Raw genomic sequence first — 20,752 nt, 5'->3', positions numbered from 1 at the left:
GGGGGTGTTCAGTACGCGGCGAGGCTCCTGACGGCCGCCACGACCTTGTCGACGGTGGGGATGACCTGTTCCTCCAGGGCGTCCGCGAAGGGCAGCGGCACGCACTCCCCCGCCACCCGCCGCACCGGTGCGTCCAGCAGTCCGAACCCCTCGTCGGCCACGACGGAGACCAGGGTCGCGCCCCAGCCGCCCTGGTACGGGTTCTCCTCGACGACCACCAGCCGGGAGGTCCGGCCGAGCGAGGCGAGGACGGTGGCCGTGTCGAGCGGCACGAGGGAGCGCAGGTCGACGACCTCGGTGCCGATGCCCTCCTCGGCGAGCCGCTCCGCGGCCGTGAGCGCGACCGGCACCATCGAGGCGAGCGCGACCAGGGTCACGTCGGCCCCCTCGCGCACGACGGCGGCCCGGCCCAGTGCGACGACGTGGTCCGGCGGCGGGGGCGCTCCCTTGCTCGCGAGCAGCCCCTTGTGCTCGAAGAACACCACCGGGTCGTCGCTGCGGATCGCGGCCGCCATCATCCCGACGACGTCGGCGGGGGTGGAGGGTGCCGCGATCTTCAGCCCGGGCACGGTCAGCGCCCAGTTCTCGGTGGCCTGCGAGTGCTGGGCGCCGAAGCCGAGCCCGCCGCCGTTGGCGGTGCGCACGACGAGGGGCACGGTGACCTGACCGCCCGTCATGTACCGCACCTTGGGGATCTCGTTGGCGAGGTAGTCCCAGCAACAGGCCAGGAAGTCCGAGAACATGATCTCCGCGACGGGCCGCATCCCGGTCATCGCGGCTCCCATGGCCGCTCCCACGATGGCCTGTTCGGAGATCGGCGTGTCCCACACCCGCTCCGGCCCGAACTCCTCGTGCAGCCCGGCGGTGGTCTTGAACACCCCGCCCGCCGCGCCGATGTCCTCCCCCAGGCAGACGACCGACGCGTCGCGCCGCATCTCCCGGGCGATGCCCTCGGCGACGGCCTCGCGGTAGGTGATCACGTCCGCCATGCGGCACCTCCGTCGGCCCACACATCGGTGAACGCCTCGCGCGGATCGGGCGCCGGCGCGTTCTTCGCCGCGTCGACGGCCTGCTGTACGACGTCACGCGCCCGCTCGTCGGCCTCGGTGAGCCGCTCCTCGGGCACCCCGGCCTCCACCAGGCGTCCCCGTGCGAGGTCCAACGGGTCGTGCTTGAGCCAGCGTTCGACCTCCTCGGCCGGGCGGTAGGCCGCCGGGTCGGTCCGGGAGTGCCCGAAGTGCCGGTAGGTCTCCGCCTCCAGCACGGCGGGCCCGTCCCCGGCCCGGGCCCGTCGCGCCAGCCGCGCCACCGCCTCCTGGACCAGGACGACGTCGTTGCCGTCGACGGCCTCGCCGGGGATGCCGTACGCAGACGCCCGGTCGGCGGCGGGCCGGGGCACCGCGGTGACGTCGGCGATCGGCGTGTACTCCATGTACAGGTTGTTCTCGCAGACGAACAGCACGGGCAGCTTCCACACGGCGGCCAGGTTCAACGCCTCGTGGAAGGCGCCGATGTTGGTGGCGCCGTCCCCGAAGAAGGCGACCGCGAGCTGTCCGGTGCCGCGCAGCCTCGCCGACCAGGCGGCGCCGACCGCCATGGGGAGGTGGGCGCCGACGATGGCGTAGGAGCCGAGCATGTTCACGGCCGCCTTGGTGAGGTGCATCGAGCCGCCCTTGGCCCGGCACAACCCCGTTGCCCGTTGCATGAGTTCGGCGAGGCACTCCTCGGGGGTGGCGCCCCGGGCCAGGGCGTGGTGGTGGCCGCGGTAGGTGGCGAAGACGTAGTCGTCGTCGCGCAGGGCGGCGCCCGCGCCGACGGCGATGGCCTCGTGGCCGGCGGCGAGGTGCGTGGTGCCCTTGACGAGGCCCTGGAGGAACAGGTCGTGGGCGGCCTTCTCGGTACGGCGGATGAGGGCCATCTGCTCGTAGAGGGCGAGGAGTTCAGCGGTGTCCATCGCCGCTCCCCCGGTGCCCGTCCGCGGTCCCCGTGTTCAGGTGGGACTGCGACTCGCGGGCGGTGTCGAGTTCGCCGCCCACCGTCCAGTACTTGCGGCCCGCGACCAGGAGCTCCTCGGCCGGGAACCTGGTGATGACCTCGCAGCCGTCGGCGGTGACGACCAGTTCCTCCTCGATCCGGGCGGCGGACCAGCCGTCGGCGGCGGGCCAGTAGGTCTCCAGCGCGAACACCATCCCCTCTTCGAGGACTTCGGGGTGGTCGAGGGAGACCAGACGGCTGAAGATGGGCTTCTCCCAGATGGACAGCCCCACGCCGTGGCCGTACTGGAGGGCGAACGCGGCGGTCTCGTCGGGGAAGCCGAACTCCTCGGCGCGCGGCCACACCTGGACGATGTCGGCGGTGGTGGCGCCCGGCCGGACGAGGGCGATGGCCCGGTCCATGTACTCCCGGCAGCGGACGTAGGCGTCCCGCTGCGCCCGGGAGGCGCTGCCTACGGCGAAGGTGCGGTAGTAGCAGGTGCGGTAGCCGAGGTGGCTGTGCAGGATGTCGAAGAACGCGGGGTCCCCGGGGCGGATCAGGCGGTCGCTGTAGACGTGCGGGTGGGGTGAACAGCGCTCCCCGGAGATGGCGTTGACGCCTTCGACGTACTCGCTGCCGAGGTCGTAGAGCACCTTGCTGACCAGTCCCACGCACTCGTTCTCGCGGACTCCCGGGCGCAGGTGGGCGTAGAGCTCCTCGTAGGCCGCGTCGACCATCGCGCAGGCCTGGGCGAGCAGGGAGATCTCGTCGCCGGTCTTGATGCGGCGGGCCTCCAGGAAGACCTGCTGGCCGTCGACGACGTCGATGCCCTCGGCGCGCAGGGCGGCCAGGACGGGCATCTCGGCGACGTCGACGCCGAGCGGTTCCCCGGCGAGGCCGTGGGCGCGGAGCTCGGTGGCGATCTTCGCGGCGACGTCCTCGGCGATGCCGGCGTCCGGGTGGAAGGCGCCGCGCAGGGTGGAGATGCCGGCGCGGGCCCCGGTGGGCGGGCCCCCCTTGCCGTCGCTGTAGTCGAGCCACGGGTTGTGGAGCTGGTGGTGGCGGGCCGCGGAGCCGAAGTCCCAGACGACCGGTTCGCCGCCGCGGACCAGCAGGGCGAAGCGGATCAGCTTGTCCATCGCCCAGGTGCCGATGTGCGTGGCGGTCATGTAGCGGATGTTGGCGAAGTCGAAGCTGAGCACGGCGCCCAGCTCGGAGCGGTTCAGCGTGTCGTGGAGCCGGGCCAGGCGCTGCCGGCGCAGCCGGTCCAGGTCGACGCGCTCTTCCCAGTCGACGGCATTGGGGCCGTATGTGCGGATCGCCATCGCGACCACCCCCACCATCGAGTCAACGACCGTCCCCGGGGAGTGTCAAGCGTCACTGAACACTTCGGCTCGCCACGAACCAGACGCCCACGGCCGGTTCCTCGCCGTCGTTGCGGTAGCGGTGGGGGGTGGCGGACTCGAAGCAGACGGCGTCGCCCGGGCGCAGGACCCGCTCCTCGAAGCCGAGGGTGAGGACGAGTTCGCCGGAGGTCAGATAGCCGTACTCGGTGCCGGCGTGCCGCATCAGAGCGCCCGAACCGGAGGAGGCGCCGCCGGGCCGGTAGGTGACGAGCAGGAAGTCCACGTCCGTGCCGGGGACGTGCCCGAGCCGTTCCCACACGACGCCGGAGTCCAGTTCCAGCACCTCCCGCTCCCCCGGGGTGACCAGGGGGCCCATGCGTCGCGCCGGGTCGGCCGCGAAGGCCGCGAGGGCGTGCAGGACGGGGCCCGTGTGCACCGCCGCGGCGGTCTCCCGCCCCTCGAAGAGGGACTCGACGGAGATGCCGAGGGCCGTGGTGATGGCGTACAGGGTGCTGACCGACGGCTGGCTCTTCCCGGTCTCTATCTGGGAGACCAGGCTCGCGGAGACACCGACCTCACGCGCCAGGGCGCGCAGCCCCAGTCCACGCTCCAGACGCGCCAGCCGGATCCGCGCACCGACGGACGGCACGGGTCCAGGGGCCACGGGCGCCCTCCTCTCGTGTGCAGCCCCATTGAACAGCGCGGCCCGTCGACACGGGAAGAGGGGAAAGCCGGGTCACCCCTTCTTCTCAGCCGCCACCAGCTCCTCCAGCCGGTCGAACCGCTCGTGCAGGGCATGCAGCGCCTCGGCACCCACCGGGTGTCGCCGCTTGTGCTCCCGCGCCACGAACCAGGTGGCGAGCGCCGCCGTGACCATGCCGTAGGTCGTGATCCCGACGACCATGACCACCGTGCCGACGAACCGGCCCCACCAGGTCACGGGGTAGAAGTCGCCGTACCCGACGGTCGTCGCCGTCTCCACCGACCACCACAGGGCCTTCGGGTACGAGGTCAGATCGGCGCCCCGGGCCCCCTCCTCGGCGGCGACCACCGCCCAGGAACCGGTGAGCATCACCGCGAGGAGGACGAGGGTCGCGCCGCCCGCCGCCTTCAGATGGAGCGGGCGTCCCTGTCGGCCGAGCATCAGGTCGACGACCTTGGCGAGGAATCCGGGCAGCATGCGCACTCCTCGAAGTCCGCGGGCGGGGGCGGGCGTACCGGGCCAGTCTCGCCGCCGGGCAGGCGCCCGGCACCCCGGGCAGGGCGTTCGAGTCGCGGTTTCCGGGACAAGCTGATCATCGGACGGCACAATGGCGGCAAGGGCCGCAGGGGCGAGAAGGAGCACAGTCGTGAGCGAGAGCCACACCCCGTCGGGTGCGTCGGCGAGGCTGAACACAGGTGTGGCGCACAACGCGCGCGTGTGGAACTACTGGATCGGCGGCAAGGACCACTACGAGGTCGACCAGCGGGTCGGCGACCATGTCGCCGGGATGTTCCCGATCATCCGGGAGATCGCCCGCGCGGACCGCTGGTTCCTGGGCCGCTCGGTGCGCTTCCTCGCCGAGGAGCAGGGCATCCGGCAGTTCCTGGACGTCGGCACCGGTCTGCCGACGGTGGACAACACCCACGAGATCGCCCAGCGCATCGCGCCCGACGCGCGGATCGTCTACGTCGACAACGACCCGATCGTCCTCGTCCACGCCCGCACCCTGCTGACCAGCACCCCCGAGGGCGTCACGGACTACATCGACGCCGATGTCCACGACCCGGCCGCCATCCTCGAACGGGCCGCGCGGACGCTGGACTTCACCAAGCCGGTCGCGGTGATGATGCTCGGCATCCTCAACTTCGTGCTGGACACCGGCGAGGCGCGCCGGATCGCGCACGAGATCATGGCCGCGATGCCCGCCGGCAGCCATCTGGCCCTGACCCACCCCACGTTCGACGCCGAGCTCGGCGGCGAGGGCCAGATCCCGGCCATGAAGTTCTGGAACGAGAACGCCACTCCGCCGATCACGGCCCGCAGCGGCGAGGACATCGCCACGTTCTTCGAGGGCCTCGACCTGCTCGAACCGGGCCTGGTCTCCTGCTCCCGGTGGCGTGCCGGGTCCGACTCCCCGGCCGTCGTACCGCAGTACGGCGCGGTGGCCGTGAAACCCTGACGCGGGATCCGTTCGGCCGAGCCCGTCGTGGAGGACGTATGACCACCCTTGCCGACCCCGTCCCCGGAGGCCGCCCGGGGGACGTGGACCGGGCCACCGCACTGAGCAAGGAGCTGTCCTCGAAGGGCGTGCACGGTGTGGTGCTCGCCTATGTCGACACCGCGGGCATCTGCCGGGTGAAGACGATCCCGACGGCGAGGCTGGCCTCCGCCGCGGCCTGGGGCGTGGGCATGTCGCCGGTGTTCGACACCTTCCTGGCGAACGACTCCATCGTCACCACGGACACCCTGGGCTCCCCCGACGGCGATCTGCGCCTGTTCCCCGATCTCGACCGGCTCGTGGCCCTGGCCGCGCAGCCCGGCTGGGCGTGGGCGCCGGTGGACCGGATCACGCAGGAGGGCGAGCGGCACCCGGGCTGCTCCCGCACGGTCCTCAGGCGGATCGTCACGGCGGCCGCCGAGCGGCACGGGATCACCTTCGAGGCGGGCATCGAGATCGAGTGGGCGGTGGGCCGGGGCCCGGCGGCGGAGGGCGACTTCGTGCCCGCCGTGTCGGGACCGGCGTACGGCGCCACCCGGCAGGTGGAGCTGAGCGACTACGCGGCCGACGTGCTGGCGGCCTGCGCCGAGCAGGGCGTCGAGGTGGAGCAGTTGCATCCCGAGTACGCCGCCGGGCAGTTCGAGATCTCGACGGGTGCCCTGGACCCGGTGGCGGCGGCCGACGTCAGCGTCCTGGTGCGGCAGACGATCCGGGCGGTGGCCCAGCGGCACGGGCTCGTGGTCTCCTTCTCCCCGGCGGTCTTCGCGGAGGGCGTCGGCAACGGCGGGCATCTCCATCTGTCCGCCTGGCGCGACGGCGTGAACCTCCACTCGGGCGGCAAGGGCCGGTACGGCATGACGCGCGAGGCCGAGTGGTTCGTCGCGGGTGTCCTCGCCCACCTGCACGCGCTGGCGGCCCTGACCGCGCCGAGCCCGGCCAGCTATCTGCGTCTGAAGCCCTCCCAGTGGGCGGGGGTGTTCACCGCCTGGGGCCGCGAGACCCGGGAGGCGGCCGTCCGGATCGTCACCGGCACGGCGGGCCTGACCGACCGGGCGGCGAACCTGGAGCTGAAGCCGGTGGACCTGGCAGCGAACCCGTATCTCGCGCTCACCGGTCTGATCGCCGCCGGACTCGACGGGCTGACCTCGGCCATGCCCCTGCCGCGGGAGATCACCGGCGATCCGGCCCTGCTGGCCGCCGACCGGGCCGCTGCCCTGGGCGTACGCCGGCTGCCGACCTCCCTGTCCCAGGCGGTCCGGGCCTTCCGCGCCGACGAGCAGCTGCGGGCGGCGCTGGGGCCGGTCCTCGCGGACGCCGTGGTCGCCGTGCGCTTCGGGGAGAGCGACTGCGTGGCCGACCTGGACGACGAGCAGATCGCGGCGGCGTACCGCTGGAAGTACTGAGCATGGGCGGACCCGTCCACGAGGCCCTCGTCGCCGCCCGGCTGGTGGACCACCACTGCCACGGGGTCGTCGGCGACGCACTCGACCGGGCCGGCTTCGAGTCGCTGCTCACCGAGGGCTCGGCCTGGCCCGGGATCTCCCCCTTCGACAGCCCCGTCGGGGTGGCGGTCCGCCGGCACTGCGCACCCTTGCTGGACCTCCCCCGCCACGCGCCGCCCGAGGTCTATGTGGCTCGCCGTGCCGAACTCGGCCCGCAGGAGGTCAACCGCCGCTTCCTGACCGCCGCGGGCACGGAGGTGTTCTGCGTCGACACCGGGTACACGACGGACCGCATCACCTCGCCCCGGGAGCTGGCCGCGATCGCGGGCGGGACGGCCTACGAGGTCGTACGGCTGGAGAGTGTCGCGGAGGCCGTGGCCGCGCGGGGCGTGGAACCGGACGCGTACGCCGACGCGTTCCGGGCGGCCGCCCTGGAGGCCGTGGGGCGTCCGGACGTGGTGGCCGTGAAGTCGGTCGCCGCCTACCGCACCGGCTTCGACCTGGACCCGGCGCGCCCCTCGGACGCGGAGGCCGCCCGGGCCGCCGCCGACTGGCTCGCCCGGGGCGGACGGCTGGCCGATCCCGTTCTGGTACGGCATCTGCTGTGGACCGCCGTGGACCTGGGGCTGCCGCTCCAGCTGCACACCGGGTTCGGCGACAGCGACATTCGGATGCACCGGGTGGATCCCACCCACCTCACGGACTGGCTGCACCTGACCGCGGGCACGATCCCGGTTCTGCTGCTGCACTGCTGGCCCTACCAGCGGCAGGCCGCCTATCTGGCCGCGGTGTTCGAGCAGGTGTACCTGGACGTGGGCCTGACCCTGCACCACGTCGGCCCCGCGCGGTCCCGGGCGATCCTGGCGGAGGCGCTGGAGATCACACCGTTCCGCAAGCTGCTGTACAGCTCCGACGCCTACGGAGTGGCCGAATTCCATCTGCTCGGCGCGCTGTCCTTCCGGCAGGGCCTCGCCGGGCTGCTCCAGGAGCGGGTGGACGCCGACGAGCTGAGCCTGCCGGACGCGTTGCGCGTCGCGGCCTGGACGAGCGGGGACAACGCCCGCCGCCTCTACGGACTTCCCGCCCGTCCCCGTCCCACCAGGCGAGCGCGACTCAGCACCCGCCGTCCCCGGAAAGTATGATCTAGCAATGTCTGACTTGACCGAAACCACGCCCGGCTGGCTGAGCGCCGACGATCTCGAGCAGGCGCGCGCCCGGATGCCCATCCTGTACGTCGAGGCCGTGCCCGTGCGCGTCGACGACAGCGGCGAAGTCACCAGCGTCGGCCTGCTGCTGCGCATCGGACTCGACGGAACGGTCAGCCGGACTCTCGTCTCCGGCCGCGTCCTGCACCACGAGCGGGTCCGGGACGCCCTGCTGCGGCACCTGGAGAAGGACCTGGGACCGGTGGCGCATGCCCCGGATCCCGTCCTCGCTCCAGCCGTTCACGGTGGCGGAGTACTTCCCCACGCAGGGCATCACGCCGTACCACGACCCGCGCCAGCACGCGGTCTCCCTGGCCTACGTCGTCCCGGTGACCGGCGACTGCCGGCCCCGGCAGGACGCTCTGGACCTGGTGTGGTTCAGCCCGCAGGAGGCACTGTCACCGGCGGTGGCGAGCGAGATGCCCGGCGGTCACGGGGTGCTGCTCAAGCAGGCGCTGGCGCACGTGGGCTGCGCGATCTGAGTCCCCCGGCCGCCCCCGGTCAGTCGGTCTCCTTGCGCTGGGCGGTACCGGGCACGCCGTCGTCCCGGGTCCACTCGACGACGAGTTCGTCCTTGCTGCCGAAGCGGACCAGGTGGCTGCCGACGACGCCCTCCAGGAGATCGAGGTGCTCGGACTCCGTCTCCAGCGTCAGCAGCAGCGCGCCCTCGGTGGCGGTGAGGGAGCCCTTGCCCCCGTTCTGGAAGAGCAGGCTGCCCTCACCGCTCTCCTCGTCCCAGGTGGTCTCGCTGCGGCGCCCGAGGTGCGAGGCGAGCTGCTTGGCGTAGCGGTGCGGCCGGTCGGTGGCGACGCGGGCTTCGGAGCGGGGCATGGGAACTCCCAGGAGTGCGGTGGCGGGGTACGGACCCGATGCTGCCGCAACACCGGCCGCCCCGCGCCCATTCCGCGCTCCCTGGCCCTTCGCAAGCTTTGGCTGCGGCTTATGCGCGGGTCTTGGCGGTCATGGAGAACTCGTCGGCCTCCGCCAGGTCGAAGTCGCCGTGGTCGCTGCCCAGGCCCTGTGCCACCAGTGCCGCCGCGGCGCAGCCCAGGACCGCCGCCTCGCGTGGCGTGCGGTCCAGGCTCATCCCGCGCAGGAAGCCCGCCGAGAAGGCGTCGCCGCAGCCGGTGGTGTCGACGACCTCGACCTCGAAGGCGGGGACCGTCTCCGTGCCTTCGGCGGTGACCAGGAGGGCGCCGTCGCCGCCCCGGGTGACCGCGACCAGGCCCACGCCGCCGGCCAGGAACTTCTTCGCGCCGGTGACGACGTCCTGTTCCTCGCTGAAGCCGAGGACCTGGTCCTCGTTGGGGAGCAGGAAGTCGACGTACGGGAGCAGCGGTTCGATCTGGTCGAAGGTGCCGAGCTCGCCCGGGGCGAGGAGGTCCACGGAGGTGACGACACCGTGCTCCTTGGCGTGCGCCAGGATGCGGGCGGCGACGTCGGCACCGATCAGCTCGGGGCCGCCGAGGTGCAGGTGGCTCGCCTCGGCGACCGCGTCCCAGGGCACGTCGTCGAGACCGTAGGTGATGTTGGCGCCGAGCAGGTGGAGGGTGGGGCGGTCGCCGTTGGGGCGGATGGGCAGCACGGTCGCGGAGGTGGAGGTGTCGATACGGCGGACGAGCAGCGAGGTGTCGATCCCCGCCCGGTCGAGGAGCTGCGTGAGCAGGTCGCCCGTCGGGTCCGTGCCGATTGCTCCCGCGGTGCGCACCGAGGCGCCCAGCTTGGCGAGGGTGAGGGCGGTGCCCGCGGCCGTGCCGGCGGCGGTCATGCGGATGTCCTCGACCAGGGTCGCGCCCTGACCCTCCGGTATCTCCTCGACCGGCCGGACCAGGACGTCCAGCACGTGCACGCCCATGGTGACGACGTTCTGCGCCTTCATCGGGTTCCCTCCTGAGCGGATTGCGTGGTGCCGTAGTTGCGGGCGAGGGCGGCCTCGATCACCGCGATCTGCTGCTGTTCGTCGAGGGCGCGCGGGGTGCCGAGGGCGGCCGCGCGCTGGTAGACACCGCAGGCCCACTCCAGGAGCAGTGCGTGCTCGACCGCCTTGTCGAGGGTCGGGGCGTGGGTGACGGCCCCGTGGTTGGCCATCAGGGCGGCGCCCCGGCCCTCCAGTGCGGTGAGGACCGACTCCGCGAGGTCCGGGGTGCCGAAGGTGGCGTAGGGGGCGACCCGGACGGTGCCGCCGAGAGCCAGCAACTGGTAGTGGACGCAGGGCAGTTCGTCGAGGACGAGGGAGAGGGCGGTGGCCATCGGGGCGTGGGTGTGCACGACCGCGGTGGTGCCGTAGCGGCGGTAGACGCCGAGGTGGAGGTCGAGTTCCGAGGTCGGCAGGAGGCTGCCGGTCACGATCTCCCCGTCGAGGTCGACGACGGTCACCTGGTCCGGGGTGAGCTCGGCCAGGATCGCGCCGGTCGCGGTGATAGCCACCCGGTCCTCGACGCGGACGCTGACGTTTCCCGCCGTGCCGATGAGCAGTCCCTCGGCCCCCAGACGGCGGCAGGCGTCCGCCACGGCGGCCCGCTCCTCGCTCAGCGCCGGGCTTGAGTCGGTCATGCGCGCGACGCTAACCTAAACCTGAAACAAAGTCACGTTCACGTTCGGAGGTTGTCGCGTGGGATCGTCACGTGGATGAGCGGAGGTCGTGCCGTGGCTGAGTCCGCCCCGGACGCCGACCCGGCCGCATGGATCGCCTCCCTGCGCCGCACTCCCCAACAGGCACGCAGCCGGGCCCGGTTGGCCAGGGTGCTGGAAGCCGCGGAGCGCATCCTGGTGGAGGAGGGCGTGGAGTCGCTCACCACGACCCGGATCGCCTCCGAGGCCCGGGTGTCGGTCGGCTCGCTCTACCAGTACCTGCCCGACCGCGGGGCGATCATCGAGGCGCTGGCGGCCGGCTACTTCGCGAAACTGGAAGCCGCGATGGACGCGCTCGTGGCGGCCGCGGCCGTCGAGCACTGGGAGGACCCGGTGGGTGTCCTCGTCGACGCGTACGCCGAGATCTACCGCACCGAACACGGCTTCCGCGCCCTGTGGTTCGGCAGCGGACTGACCGAGCGCACCCGGGCCGCGGACCGCGAGCACAAGCTCCGCATGGCCGACGGGATCCGCCGTGTCCTGCTCGCGCTGCGGCTCGCCGAGGACGACGAGATCCTCGCCCGCGTGTGCCATGCCGCGATCCTCGCCGCCGACGCCCTCGCCCAGGAGGCCTTCCGCCGGGACACGAAGGGGGACGCGGCGCTCCTGGAGGAGGCGAAGATACTGCTGCGCGGGTATCTCACGGACGTCGCGGCGCGGTACGGACGGTCCTGACGTCGTCGGAACGGGGTCTCATGCAGCTCACCTTCACCGGCCGGGTGATCGAATGGCGCGGCCCGGCGCCGTACTTCTTCGTCCCGGTGCCGGACCAGGAGTCCGCCGACATCGGCGAGGTGGCCCGCATGGCCACCTACGGCTGGGGCGTGATCCCGGTCGAGGCACGGATCGGCGAGGTCACCTTCACGACATCGCTGTTCCCGAAGGACGGCGGCTATCTGCTGCCCTTGAAGAACGCGGTGCGGGTGCCGGAGGGGCTCGCCGCGGGGGACGACGTGCGGGTGGAGCTGACGGTCCGCTTCTGACACGGTCACCGGGACGCGGACCGGGCACCGCCGGCATCCGTCCAGCCCCGGCTCAGGGCGAGCCGTCCGGACCGGTGTGCTTCCCGCTGTGCGCTCATCCAGCGCACCATCGCTTCCGTGGACGCCGTGAGCGGCCGGCCGGTGGTGTCGAGCAGGTGGGTGTGCCAGCGCGGGTCGCCGGCGGCCCATGACGTCCAGCGGTGCCAGACCATGTCGGGCCAGCCGCCGTCGACGACGGCCTCGGGCAGGTGCCGGGGGTCGGCGGCGTGCCCCCGGTGCCAGGCCGCCCAGCCGAGAAAGGCGTCGACCGCGGGGGCGTCCCATCGGCCGGGGTCGCGCCGGGCGAGCCTGGCGCGCCGGGTGTCGTCGTCGACGTCGACCAGGCACACGGCGATCCCGTCCAGCAGCGGCGCGGACGGGACGGCCAGCACCTCGCCCAGCGGCGACTGCCCGGTCAGCAGGAGATCGATCCCGCGGTCCTGGTACTCCAGCGCGCGCCGCACCCACCACTCGGTCGCGCGGTGCCGCCAGTGCGGCCCGGGGCGGTCGGGAACGCCGATCTCGTCGAAGTCGTGCACGGCGATCCCCGAGAACCGGCCGGCCGCGGCCAGGGCGAGCGTGGACTTGCCGGAACAACTGGAACCCGTCAGCTTGAGCAGCACCGGCCCAGCGTGACAGACGACGCTGCGGCGTCCGAACGCTTTTCCCCCGGGGCCGGCCCGGCAGCCGCACCAGCACTGCCCCGTATCGTTCGGCCGTGACCGACACCGAGCCCCTGCGGCTGCCCGACATGCCGTTGCACGATCCGTTCGTCGTCGCGGACGAGCGGACACGGACCTATCACCTGTACACGTCGAACGAGCCGTCCGTGTCGGGCGTGGAGGGCGTCGGGACGATGGTGTACCGCAGCCGGGACCTGCGGGAGTGGACGCGGCCCGTCGTGGTGTTCAGGACCGCCGAGCAGGAGGGGATCTGGGCGCGGGACGGCGGATGGGCGCCGGAGGTCCACGCCTGGGGTGGCAGGTACTACCTGTTCACCACCCTGCACGACGAGGGCCGGGTGCTGCCGGTGCCGCCCGCCGGACGCTGGGGCACACCCTTCAGGCTGCCGAACCACGCGCGCGGCACGGTCACCGCCGTGTCCGACTCGCTGCTCGGTCCGTTCACCGTCGTCGATCCGTCCGGGCCCACTCCGCCCGCCCATCTGATGACCCTCGACGGAACGCTCCACGTCGATCCGGACGGGCAGCCGTGGATGGTGTACGCGCACGAGTGGCTGCAGACCGTCGACGGGACGGTGGAGGCCGTGCGGCTGACTCCCGATCTGAGCGGGACGGTCGGCGAGCCCGTCTTCCTGTTCAAGGGCTCGGACGCGTTCTGGCTCGGTGAGCAGATCCCCGCGGGCGTGCCGCACCAGCTCGCGCCGTACGTCACCGACGGCCCGCAGCTCCACCGCACCCCTGACGGCGCCCTCCTCATGCTCTGGTCGACGTACGAGAAGAACACGGCCGCCGCCGACGGCACCCTCACCGGCGGGTACGTGCAGACCTACGCCGTCTCCAGGTCCGGTGCGCTGACCGGCCCTTGGGAGCAGCGCCGGCCGCTGGTCCGGGAGGACAGCGGGCACGGCATGCTGTTCCGGACCTTCGACGGCACGCTGATGATGATCCTCCACCGTCCGTTCGAGAACGCGCGCGGGAAGCTGTACGAGATGCGGATCGAGGGTGACGAGCTGCGGGTGCTGCGCCAGCGCACCGACCTGGACGGTGACGGGGCCGGTGCCGGGTAGCCGCCGGGCGTGGCCTTGACCGCTGCCGTACGCCGTCGGCCTCGACGGGGACACGGCCGTCGCCCAGGACCGGACGCGGAGTTCAGGTCCTGTCCGTTCGGTGACCGGCCGGTCACATGGCCGCGCGGATCGCCTGTTCGAAACCCTCGACGTGGCTGCGGGCGAGCCGTGCCGCCCTGTCCACCTCACCGGCGACGATCGCCGCGATCAGCGGCCCGTGCTCCTCGACGTGGCCGGCCATGTCGTCCAGCCGGTCCACGAACAGGCACCAGATGCGGGTGGCCAGGTTGTCGTGGCGGACGAGGGTGTCCTCCAGGTACGGGTTGTGCGTGGCGGTGTAGATGGCGCGGTGGACCCGCAGGTCCAGACGCATCAGGTCGGCGGCCTCCCGGCCGGAGGTGCCCGCGCTTCCCAGCTCCCCCAGCAGGTCCGTCAGGTGCGCCCGGTCGGTGGCCGTGGCGCGCCGCGCCGCCTGGGCCGCGGCCAGGGGTTCCAGTTCCTGGCGCACTTCGGAGATGTGGGCGAGGTCGGTGATGTTGACCTCGGTGGCGAAGGTGCCGCGCCGGGGGTAGGTCGTGATCAGGCGCTCGTACTGGAGCCGCTTGAGCGCCTCGCGCACCGGTGTCCGGCCGACGCCGAGGGACTGACCCAGCTGTTCCTCGTTGATCGGCGCGCCGGGCCGGATCTCCAGCATGACGAGCCGGTCCCGGATGGCGCGGTACGCGCGCTCGGCGAGCGACAGCTCCTCGATCTCGGTCGCGACCTGCTCCACGGATGCCCCCTTGACCTGTGCGGCGAGCTCCCATACCTTACCGCACAGGCTGATATATCAGTTGCTCATTACCTGGCTCTCAGGATGGTGCACAGATGGCAACGAGCACGCCGCCCACCTCGCCGCTCACCACGCCCGCCTCGCCGCTCACCCTCCCCCTCAGCGCAGTCGACCCGGACGTCGCCGCCGCCGTGGCCGCCGAGCTGCACCGCCAGCAGTCCACGCTGGAGATGATCGCCTCGGAGAACTTCGCCCCGGCCGCGGTGATGGAGGCCCAGGGCTCGGTCCTGACCAACAAGTACGCCGAGGGCTATCCCGGGCGCCGCTACTACGGCGGCTGCGAACACGTCGACGTGGTCGAGCAGTTGGCCGTCGCCCGGGTGAAGGAGCTCTTCGGCGCCGAGGCCGCGAACGTCCAGCCGCACTCGGGCGCCCAGGCCAACGCGGCCGCGATGTTCGCCCTGCTGAAGCCCGGTGACACGATCCTCGGCCTCGACCTGGCGCACGGCGGGCACCTCACCCACGGCATGCGCCTCAACTACTCCGGCAGGCTCTACGACGTCGTGCCGTACCACGTGCGCGAGTCCGACCTGCGCATCGACATGGACGAGGTCGAGCGGCTCGCCCTGGAGCACCGGCCGAAGATGATCATCGCGGGCTGGTCGGCCTACCCGCGGCAGCTGGACTTCGCCGGTTTCCGCCGGATCGCCGACGCGGTGGGCGCGTACCTGATGGTGGACATGGCGCATTTCGCGGGGCTGGTCGCCGCGGGTCTGCACCCGAGCCCGGTGCCGTACGCGGACGTCGTCACGACCACCACCCACAAGACCCTCGGCGGCCCGCGCGGCGGTGTCGTTCTCAGCCGCGCCGACCTGGCCAAGAAGATCAACTCCGCGGTCTTCCCCGGTCAGCAGGGCGGTCCGCTGGAGCATGTGATCGCGGCGAAGGCGGTGGCCTTCAAGGTGGCGGCGGGCGAGGAGTTCAAGGAACGCCAGCGGCGCACGCTGCGCGGCGCGAAGATCCTCGCGGGCCGGCTGCTGGCCGACGACGTGGCCGAGGCCGGGATCACCGTCCTGACCGGCGGCACCGAGGTCCATCTGATCCTCGTCGACCTGAGGAACTCCGAGCTCGACGGGAAGCAGGCCGAGGACCTGCTGCACCGCATCGGCATCACCGTCAACCGCAACGCCGTGCCGTTCGACCCGCGCCCGCCGATGGTGTCCTCGGGGCTGCGGATCGGTACGCCCGCCCTGGCCACCCGCGGATTCGGCGAGACGGAGTTCCGCGAGGTCGCCGACGTCATCGCCGAGGCCCTGAAGCGCGAACGCCCCGAGGACGAACTGCGCGGCCGGGTCGAGAAGCTCGCCGCCGCCTTCCCCCTCTACCCCCACCTCGACGGAGGCCCGGCATGACCGCCGAACCCCTGCCGGAACACCCGGACTTCCTGTGGCGCAACCCCGACCCGAAACGGTCGTACGACGTCGTCGTCGTCGGCGCGGGCGGTCACGGCCTCGCCACCGCCTACTACCTCGCCAAGAACCACGGCATCACCGATGTGGCCGTCCTGGAGAAGGGCTGGCTGGCCGGCGGCAACATGGCCCGCAACACCACGATCATCCGCTCCAACTACCTGTGGGACGAGAGCGCCGCGATCTACGAGCACGCGCTCAAGCTGTGGGAGCGGCTCCCGGAGGAACTGGACTACGACTTCCTGTTCAGCCAGCGCGGTGTCCTCAACCTCGCGCACACCCTCCAGGACGTCCGCGAGGGCGTGCGGCGCGTGGGCGCCAACCGCCTCAACGGGGTCGACGCCGAGTGGCTGGAGCCGGACGAGGTCGCCAAGGTCTGCCCCATCCTCAACGTCTCGCCCCGCACCCGGTACCCGGTCCTCGGCGCCACTTTCCAGCCCCGGGCCGGCATCGCCAAGCACGACCACGTCGCCTGGGCGCTGGCCCGCCGCGCGGACGAGCTGGGTGTGGACCTGATCCAGGGCTGCGAGGTCACCGGCTTCCTCAAGGACGGCGACCGGGTGGTGGGCGTCGAGACGAACCGAGGCCGCATCCACGCCGGCCGGGTCGGTCTCGCGGCCGCCGGGCACAGCAGCGTGCTGGCCGAGCGGGCGGGCATCCGGCTGCCGGTGCAGTCCCACCCGCTCCAGGCCCTGGTCTCCGAACTGCACGAGCCGGTGCATCCCACCGTCGTCATGTCGAACCACGTGCACGTCTACGTCTCCCAGGCCCACAAGGGAGAGCTGGTGATGGGCGCGGGCGTCGACGCGTACAACGGCTACGGCCAGCGCGGCTCGTTCCATGTGATCGAGCAGCAGATGGCCGCCGCGGTGGAGCTGTTCCCGGTCTTCGCGCGGGCGCACGTGCTGCGGACCTGGGGCGGCATCGTCGACGTCACCCCGGACGCCTCGCCGGTCATCGGCCGCACCCCCGTCGAGAACCTCTACGTCAACTGCGGCTGGGGCACGGGGGGTTTCAAGGCCACTCCGGCGGCCGGCTGGACCTTCGCGCACACCATCGCGACGGGCGAGCCGCATCCGCTGAACGCCCCCTTCGCCCTGGACCGGTTCACGACCGGCGCGTTGATCGACGAGCACGGCGCCGCGGCCGTGGCCCATTGAGGCATCAAGGCATCGAGGCATCGAGGCATGAGGCACTGAGGAGAACGCCATGCTGCTGATCACCTGCCCGTGGTGCGGGCCGCGGAACGAGACGGAGTACCGCTACGGCGGACAGGCCCATGTGCCCTACCCGGACTCCCCCGCCGACCTCAGCGACGAGCAGTGGGCCGAGTACGTCTTCTACCGCGACAACCCCAAGGGCCCCTTCGCGGAACGGTGGATGCACAGCATCGGCTGCCGCCGCTGGTTCAACGTCCTGCGCGACACCGCCACCCACGAGGTGCTGACCTCGTACCGGCCCGACGAGCCCCGCCCCGGAGGGAACCGATGACCGACCAGCTCTTCCGGCTGCCGCGAGGTGGCCGGATCGACCGCGGCACCCTGCTGCGATTCACCGTCGACGGAAGGGAGTTGACCGGCCATCCCGGCGACACCCTCGCCTCGGCGATGCTGGCGAACGGCCTGGTCGAGGTCGCCCCGTCGCTCTACCGCGGCCGCCCCCGCGGCATCGTCGCCGCGGGCGTCGAGGAGCCGAACGCCCTGGTGCAGCTGGGCGGTTCGTGCTCGGAGGGCATGCTCCCGGCCACGAGCGTCGAGCTGTACGACGGCCTGTCCGCCACCACGCTCTCCGGAATGGGCCGGCTGGACCCCACCGCGGACCCCGCGGTCTACGACAAGAAGTACGTCCACACCGACGTCCTGGTCGTCGGCGCCGGACCGGCGGGCCTGGCGGCGGCTGCCACCGCCGCCGCCTCCGGCGCGCGCGTGATCCTCGTCGACGAGCAGCCCGAGCCGGACGGCCGGGAGTGGGCCGAGGAGCTGCGCGCGGCCCTCGACGCCGCCCCCGAGGCCGTCGTACTGCATCGGACCACGGCTTTCGGATCGTACGACGACAACTACGTGTTGGCGCTGGAGCGGCGCACCGACCACCTCGGCGCGGGCGCCCCCGAGGGGGTCTCGCGGCAGCGGCTGTGGCACATCCGTGCCCGCCAGGTCGTCCTGGCGACCGGCGCGCACGAACGTCCGCTGGTCTTCGCGGGCAACGACCGGCCGGGCGTGATGCTCGCCGGGGCCGTGCGCACCTACCTCAACCGGTACGCCGTGGCGCCGGGTTCACGGGTGGTGGTCGGCACGACGAACGACAGCGCCTACGACACGGTCGCCGATCTGCACGCGGCCGGCATCGACATCGCCGCCGTGGTGGACGCCCGCCCCGAACTCACCGGCCGGGCCGCCGCGGTGGCAGCGGCCACAGGTGTGCGGGTGCTCACGGGCAGCGCGGTGGTCGGCACCTGCGGCGACCACCGGCTCGCCGGTGTCACCGTCCGGGCCCTCGACGCGGAGGGGCGACTCACCGGTGAGCCGGAGTCGTTCACCTGCGACCTGCTCGCCGTCTCGGGCGGCTGGAGCCCGGTGGTACATCTGCACAGCCAGCGTCAGGGGCGGTTGCGCTGGGACTCCGACCTGGTCGCGTTCGTGCCGGACGGGGCCGTACGGGACCAGCAGGTCGTGGGGGCGGCCAGGGGGACGTACGACCTCGGCGACTGTCTGGCCGAAGGGACCCGGGCCGGAGCACTGGCGGCGACGGCGGCGGGCTTCCCGGTGGCCGTGCCCGCCGAGAGCGCGCGGCGCGCCCCCGGCCCGACGCGCGCCCTGTGGCTGGTGCCCGCCTCCGAGGGCGAACCCGGCACCTGGGACGACCACTTCGTCGACCTCCAGCGCGATGTCACGGTCGCCGACGTGTGGCGCTCGACCGGCGCCGGGATGCGGGGCGTCGAGCACGTCAAGCGGTACACCTCGCTCGGCACGGCCAACGACCAGGGAAAGACCTCCGGTGTCAACGCGATCGGAGTGATCGCCGAGGCGCTCGGCGGTTCGCCGGGCGAGATCGGCACCACGGCCTACCGGGCGCCGTACACGCCGATCGCCTTCGCCGCCCTGGCGGGGCGTGAGCGGGGCGAGTTGTTCGACCCGGAGCGCACGACCTCGATCCACGGCTGGCACGTGGCGCACGGCGCGCGGTTCGAGGACGTCGGGCAGTGGAAGCGCCCCTGGTACTACCCGCAGGCCGGCGAGGACATGGCCGCGGCGGTGGCCCGCGAGTGCCGGGCGGCCCGGGAGGGCGTGGCCTTCATGGACGCGTCGACCCTCGGCAAGATCGAGATCTGGGGCGCGGACGCGGGCGAGTTCCTCAACCGGATCTACACCAACGCCTTCAAGAAGCTGAAGCCCGGCACGGGGCGCTACGGCGTGATGTGCAAGCCCGACGGCATGATCTTCGACGACGGTGTCACGCTCCGGCTCGACGACAACCGCTACTTCATGACCACCACGACCGGTGGCGCGGCGAACGTCCTGGACTGGCTGGAGGAGTGGCTTCAGACCGAGTGGCCCGAACTCGACGTGCACTGCACCTCGGTGACCGAGCAGTGGGCGACGATCGCCGTGGTCGGCCCGCAGTCGCGCGCGGTCCTCGCCCGTCTCGCCCCGGACGTCGACCTGTCCAACGAGGCCTTCCCGTTCATGGCCTTCCGCGAGACGACCCTGGCCTCCGGCGTCCCGGCCCGCATCTGCCGGATCTCGTTCTCCGGCGAGCTGGCCTACGAGATCAACGTCTCGTCCTGGTACGGCCTTTCGGTCTGGGAGGAGGTGGACGCGGTCGGACGGCCGTACGGCATCACCCCGTACGGCACCGAGACCATGCACGTCCTGCGGGCGGAGAAGGGGTACATCATCGTCGGCCAGGACACCGACGGGACGGTCACCCCGCAGGACGCGGGCATGAGCTGGGTGGTGTCCCGGCAGAAGGACTTCATCGGCAAGCGGTCCTTCGCCCGCGCGGACACCTCACGCCCCGACCGCAAGCAGCTGGTCGGCCTGCTCCCGGCCGACCGTACGACCCGGCTGCCCGAGGGCACCCAACTCGTCGCTCCGGACGTCGACTTGGGGGCGGTGCCGGTGCCGATGCTCGGCCATGTCACCTCCAGCTACCACAGCCCGGCGCTCGGCCGCCCGTTCGCCCTCGCCCTCGTCGCCGACGGCCGGGCGAGGAAGGGCCAGACCCTGCTGGCGCCGGTGGGCGAGTCGCTGGTGCCGGTCGAGGTGACCGACTTCGTGCTCTACGACCCCGAAGGGACCAGGCGAGATGGCTGAACCGAGCACGGCGGGACCGGTGGCGCTGCGCACCAGCCCCCTGTCCCACCTGGAGGAGCGGATGCGTGCCGCCGCCGTCACCGGCGCCCGGGGCGTCACGCTGGCCGAGCTGCCGTTCCGCACGATGGTGAACGTGCGGGTCGACCCCGCGTCCGAGGCGGCCGGCCGGATCGGGAGGGCCCTGGGGGAACCGCTCCCCCGCCGCTGCGGCGACACCGCCGCCCACGGCCACCGTACGGCCGTCTGGCTGGGCCCTGACGAGTGGCTCGTGCTCTCCCGGGACGACCCCGGCGCCCTGACCGGGGCGCTGCGGGAAGCCCTCTCGGGCGACCCCGGCTCGGTCGTGGACGTGTCGGCGAACCGCACCACCCTGGAGCTGAGCGGCCCGTCCGCCCGGGAGGTCCTGGAGAAGGGGTGCCCACTGGACCTCCACCCGCGGGCGTTCGGCCCCGGCCGCGCGGTGTCCACCACGGTCGGCCCGGTCGCGGTGCTGCTCTGGCAGACCGACGACGCCCCGACGTACCGCCTGCTGCCCCGGTCCTCGTTCGCCGACTACCTGGCCCGCTGGCTCATCGACGCGATGAGCGAGTACGGCCGGCCGTGAGCGGCGCCGCCCAGGTATGTGTG

Annotated in this window: 21 protein-coding genes and 1 pseudogene; 12 read left to right on the top strand and 10 right to left on the bottom strand. The window is 72.5% G+C overall.

Annotated features, from left to right (window positions below; genetic code table 11):
• Positions 1 to 8: 8 nt before the first annotated feature.
• The 5 genes from M2163_RS39550 to M2163_RS39530 all read right to left on the bottom strand — a co-directional run bounded on the left by M2163_RS39550 (position 9) and on the right by M2163_RS39530 (position 4,500).
• Positions 9 to 989 carry an alpha-ketoacid dehydrogenase subunit beta gene (locus M2163_RS39550; protein ID WP_280896401.1) on the bottom strand — a complete coding sequence of 327 codons (981 nt, stop codon included), beginning with the start codon at positions 987 to 989 and terminating at the stop codon, positions 9 to 11.
• Entirely contained in the window at positions 977 to 1,954 is a 978-nt protein-coding gene (locus tag M2163_RS39545) for a thiamine pyrophosphate-dependent dehydrogenase E1 component subunit alpha (protein WP_280896400.1), read from the bottom strand. The genes M2163_RS39550 and M2163_RS39545 overlap by 13 nt, the downstream gene beginning before the upstream one ends.
• Positions 1,941 to 3,299: a M24 family metallopeptidase gene (locus M2163_RS39540; RefSeq protein WP_280848098.1), complete on the bottom strand. Its 1,359-nt coding sequence runs from the start codon at positions 3,297 to 3,299 to the stop codon at positions 1,941 to 1,943. Before M2163_RS39540 ends, M2163_RS39545 begins: the two co-directional genes overlap by 14 nt.
• A gap of 52 nt (positions 3,300 to 3,351) precedes the next feature.
• Positions 3,352 to 3,984 carry an XRE family transcriptional regulator gene (locus M2163_RS39535; RefSeq protein WP_280848099.1) on the bottom strand — a complete coding sequence of 211 codons (633 nt, stop codon included), beginning with the start codon at positions 3,982 to 3,984 and terminating at the stop codon, positions 3,352 to 3,354.
• Between the two features lie 72 nt (positions 3,985 to 4,056).
• Positions 4,057 to 4,500: a potassium channel family protein gene (locus M2163_RS39530; protein ID WP_280848100.1), complete on the bottom strand. Its 444-nt coding sequence runs from the start codon at positions 4,498 to 4,500 to the stop codon at positions 4,057 to 4,059.
• Between the two features lie 169 nt (positions 4,501 to 4,669).
• Between M2163_RS39530 and M2163_RS39525 the strand changes: the two genes are divergently transcribed.
• The 4 genes and pseudogenes from M2163_RS39525 (at position 4,670) to M2163_RS39510 (ending at position 8,650) form a co-directional block, all read left to right on the top strand.
• A complete protein-coding gene (locus M2163_RS39525) occupies positions 4,670 to 5,482 on the top strand; it encodes an SAM-dependent methyltransferase (protein ID WP_280896399.1) in 813 nt (270 codons plus the stop codon).
• A 38-nt stretch (positions 5,483 to 5,520) separates the two neighbouring features.
• Positions 5,521 to 6,924, top strand: a complete 1,404-nt coding sequence (locus M2163_RS39520) for a glutamine synthetase family protein (protein WP_280896398.1) — start codon at positions 5,521 to 5,523, stop codon at positions 6,922 to 6,924.
• A 2-nt stretch (positions 6,925 to 6,926) separates the two neighbouring features.
• Positions 6,927 to 8,105, top strand: a complete 1,179-nt coding sequence (locus M2163_RS39515; protein ID WP_280896397.1) for an amidohydrolase family protein — start codon at positions 6,927 to 6,929, stop codon at positions 8,103 to 8,105.
• A 7-nt stretch (positions 8,106 to 8,112) separates the two neighbouring features.
• Positions 8,113 to 8,650 (top strand): annotated as a pseudogene (locus M2163_RS39510) (NUDIX hydrolase family protein).
• Positions 8,651 to 8,669: 19 nt separating this feature from the next.
• Here M2163_RS39510 and M2163_RS39505 read toward each other — a convergent pair.
• The 3 genes from M2163_RS39505 to M2163_RS39495 form a co-directional block, all read right to left on the bottom strand.
• Positions 8,670 to 8,999: a DUF2218 domain-containing protein gene (locus tag M2163_RS39505; protein ID WP_280896396.1), complete on the bottom strand. Its 330-nt coding sequence runs from the start codon at positions 8,997 to 8,999 to the stop codon at positions 8,670 to 8,672.
• A gap of 109 nt (positions 9,000 to 9,108) precedes the next feature.
• Complete coding sequence (locus tag M2163_RS39500; protein WP_280896395.1) at positions 9,109 to 10,047, bottom strand: carbohydrate kinase family protein; 939 nt, start codon at positions 10,045 to 10,047, stop codon at positions 9,109 to 9,111.
• The gene (locus M2163_RS39495; protein ID WP_280848107.1) at positions 10,044 to 10,721 is read right to left on the bottom strand and encodes a class II aldolase/adducin family protein; all 678 of its coding nucleotides are present in this window, start codon (positions 10,719 to 10,721) and stop codon (positions 10,044 to 10,046) included. Before M2163_RS39495 ends, M2163_RS39500 begins: the two co-directional genes overlap by 4 nt.
• A gap of 93 nt (positions 10,722 to 10,814) precedes the next feature.
• Between M2163_RS39495 and M2163_RS39490 the strand changes: the two genes are divergently transcribed.
• Complete coding sequence (locus M2163_RS39490; protein WP_280896394.1) at positions 10,815 to 11,474, top strand: TetR/AcrR family transcriptional regulator; 660 nt, start codon at positions 10,815 to 10,817, stop codon at positions 11,472 to 11,474.
• Between the two features lie 20 nt (positions 11,475 to 11,494).
• Entirely contained in the window at positions 11,495 to 11,782 is a 288-nt protein-coding gene (locus M2163_RS39485) for a DUF1905 domain-containing protein (RefSeq protein ID WP_280896393.1), read from the top strand.
• Positions 11,783 to 11,787: 5 nt separating this feature from the next.
• Here the strand turns inward: M2163_RS39485 and M2163_RS39480 are convergent, their stop codons facing one another.
• Positions 11,788 to 12,444, bottom strand: coding sequence for a hypothetical protein (locus M2163_RS39480; protein WP_280896392.1), 657 nt, complete (start codon positions 12,442 to 12,444; stop codon positions 11,788 to 11,790).
• A gap of 128 nt (positions 12,445 to 12,572) precedes the next feature.
• On the opposite strand from M2163_RS39480, the gene M2163_RS39475 reads away from it, so the two are divergent.
• Positions 12,573 to 13,571 carry a glycoside hydrolase family 43 protein gene (locus tag M2163_RS39475; protein ID WP_280897385.1) on the top strand — a complete coding sequence of 333 codons (999 nt, stop codon included), beginning with the start codon at positions 12,573 to 12,575 and terminating at the stop codon, positions 13,569 to 13,571.
• 112 nt (positions 13,572 to 13,683) lie between these two features.
• Here M2163_RS39475 and M2163_RS39470 read toward each other — a convergent pair whose 3' ends face one another.
• Positions 13,684 to 14,343, bottom strand: coding sequence for a GntR family transcriptional regulator (locus M2163_RS39470; protein WP_280848111.1), 660 nt, complete (start codon positions 14,341 to 14,343; stop codon positions 13,684 to 13,686).
• A 95-nt stretch (positions 14,344 to 14,438) separates the two neighbouring features.
• On the opposite strand from M2163_RS39470, the gene glyA reads away from it, so the two are divergent.
• From glyA to M2163_RS39445, 5 genes are read left to right on the top strand one after another with little or no spacing between them, the layout of a single operon-like run.
• Entirely contained in the window at positions 14,439 to 15,755 is a 1,317-nt protein-coding gene (gene glyA / locus M2163_RS39465) for a serine hydroxymethyltransferase (RefSeq protein WP_280896391.1), read from the top strand.
• On the top strand, positions 15,752 to 16,972 hold the full coding sequence (locus M2163_RS39460) for a sarcosine oxidase subunit beta family protein (protein WP_280896390.1): 1,221 nt from the start codon (positions 15,752 to 15,754) through the stop codon (positions 16,970 to 16,972). Before glyA ends, M2163_RS39460 begins: the two co-directional genes overlap by 4 nt.
• A 49-nt stretch (positions 16,973 to 17,021) precedes the next feature.
• Entirely contained in the window at positions 17,022 to 17,303 is a 282-nt protein-coding gene (locus M2163_RS39455) for a sarcosine oxidase subunit delta (protein WP_053850975.1), read from the top strand.
• Positions 17,300 to 20,125 (top strand): sarcosine oxidase subunit alpha family protein, encoded by a 2,826-nt coding sequence (locus M2163_RS39450; RefSeq protein ID WP_280896389.1) that lies wholly within the window; start codon positions 17,300 to 17,302, stop codon positions 20,123 to 20,125. Before M2163_RS39455 ends, M2163_RS39450 begins: the two co-directional genes overlap by 4 nt.
• Positions 20,118 to 20,729 (top strand): sarcosine oxidase subunit gamma family protein, encoded by a 612-nt coding sequence (locus M2163_RS39445; protein WP_280896388.1) that lies wholly within the window; start codon positions 20,118 to 20,120, stop codon positions 20,727 to 20,729. Before M2163_RS39450 ends, M2163_RS39445 begins: the two co-directional genes overlap by 8 nt.
• The last annotated feature ends 23 nt before the right edge of the window (positions 20,730 to 20,752 follow it).

The organism is Streptomyces sp. SAI-135 (genome assembly GCF_029893805.1).
In the GTDB taxonomy this organism is placed as follows: Bacteria; Actinomycetota; Actinomycetes; order Streptomycetales; family Streptomycetaceae; genus Streptomyces.
This window is presented reverse-complemented; position numbering and strand designations above follow the sequence as displayed.

What these genes read in the sequence shown, in the direction of transcription:
- M2163_RS39550 (WP_280896401.1), bottom strand. Translation starts at nt 989, where the DNA reads ATGGCGGACGTGATCACCTACCGCGAGGCCGTCGCCGAGGGCATCGCC.
- M2163_RS39545 (WP_280896400.1), bottom strand. Translation starts at nt 1,954, where the DNA reads ATGGACACCGCTGAACTCCTCGCCCTCTACGAGCAGATGGCCCTCATC.
- M2163_RS39540 (WP_280848098.1), bottom strand. Translation starts at nt 3,299, where the DNA reads ATGGCGATCCGCACATACGGCCCCAATGCCGTCGACTGGGAAGAGCGC.
- M2163_RS39530 (WP_280848100.1), bottom strand. Translation starts at nt 4,500, where the DNA reads ATGCTGCCCGGATTCCTCGCCAAGGTCGTCGACCTGATGCTCGGCCGA.
- M2163_RS39520 (WP_280896398.1), top strand. Translation starts at nt 5,521, where the DNA reads ATGACCACCCTTGCCGACCCCGTCCCCGGAGGCCGCCCGGGGGACGTG.
- M2163_RS39515 (WP_280896397.1), top strand. Translation starts at nt 6,927, where the DNA reads ATGGGCGGACCCGTCCACGAGGCCCTCGTCGCCGCCCGGCTGGTGGAC.
- M2163_RS39505 (WP_280896396.1), bottom strand. Translation starts at nt 8,999, where the DNA reads ATGCCCCGCTCCGAAGCCCGCGTCGCCACCGACCGGCCGCACCGCTAC.
- M2163_RS39500 (WP_280896395.1), bottom strand. Translation starts at nt 10,047, where the DNA reads ATGAAGGCGCAGAACGTCGTCACCATGGGCGTGCACGTGCTGGACGTC.
- M2163_RS39495 (WP_280848107.1), bottom strand. Translation starts at nt 10,721, where the DNA reads ATGACCGACTCAAGCCCGGCGCTGAGCGAGGAGCGGGCCGCCGTGGCG.
- M2163_RS39485 (WP_280896393.1), top strand. Translation starts at nt 11,495, where the DNA reads ATGCAGCTCACCTTCACCGGCCGGGTGATCGAATGGCGCGGCCCGGCG.
- M2163_RS39475 (WP_280897385.1), top strand. Translation starts at nt 12,573, where the DNA reads ATGCCGTTGCACGATCCGTTCGTCGTCGCGGACGAGCGGACACGGACC.
- glyA (WP_280896391.1), top strand. Translation starts at nt 14,439, where the DNA reads ATGGCAACGAGCACGCCGCCCACCTCGCCGCTCACCACGCCCGCCTCG.
- M2163_RS39460 (WP_280896390.1), top strand. Translation starts at nt 15,752, where the DNA reads ATGACCGCCGAACCCCTGCCGGAACACCCGGACTTCCTGTGGCGCAAC.
- M2163_RS39455 (WP_053850975.1), top strand. Translation starts at nt 17,022, where the DNA reads ATGCTGCTGATCACCTGCCCGTGGTGCGGGCCGCGGAACGAGACGGAG.
- M2163_RS39450 (WP_280896389.1), top strand. Translation starts at nt 17,300, where the DNA reads ATGACCGACCAGCTCTTCCGGCTGCCGCGAGGTGGCCGGATCGACCGC.
- M2163_RS39445 (WP_280896388.1), top strand. Translation starts at nt 20,118, where the DNA reads ATGGCTGAACCGAGCACGGCGGGACCGGTGGCGCTGCGCACCAGCCCC.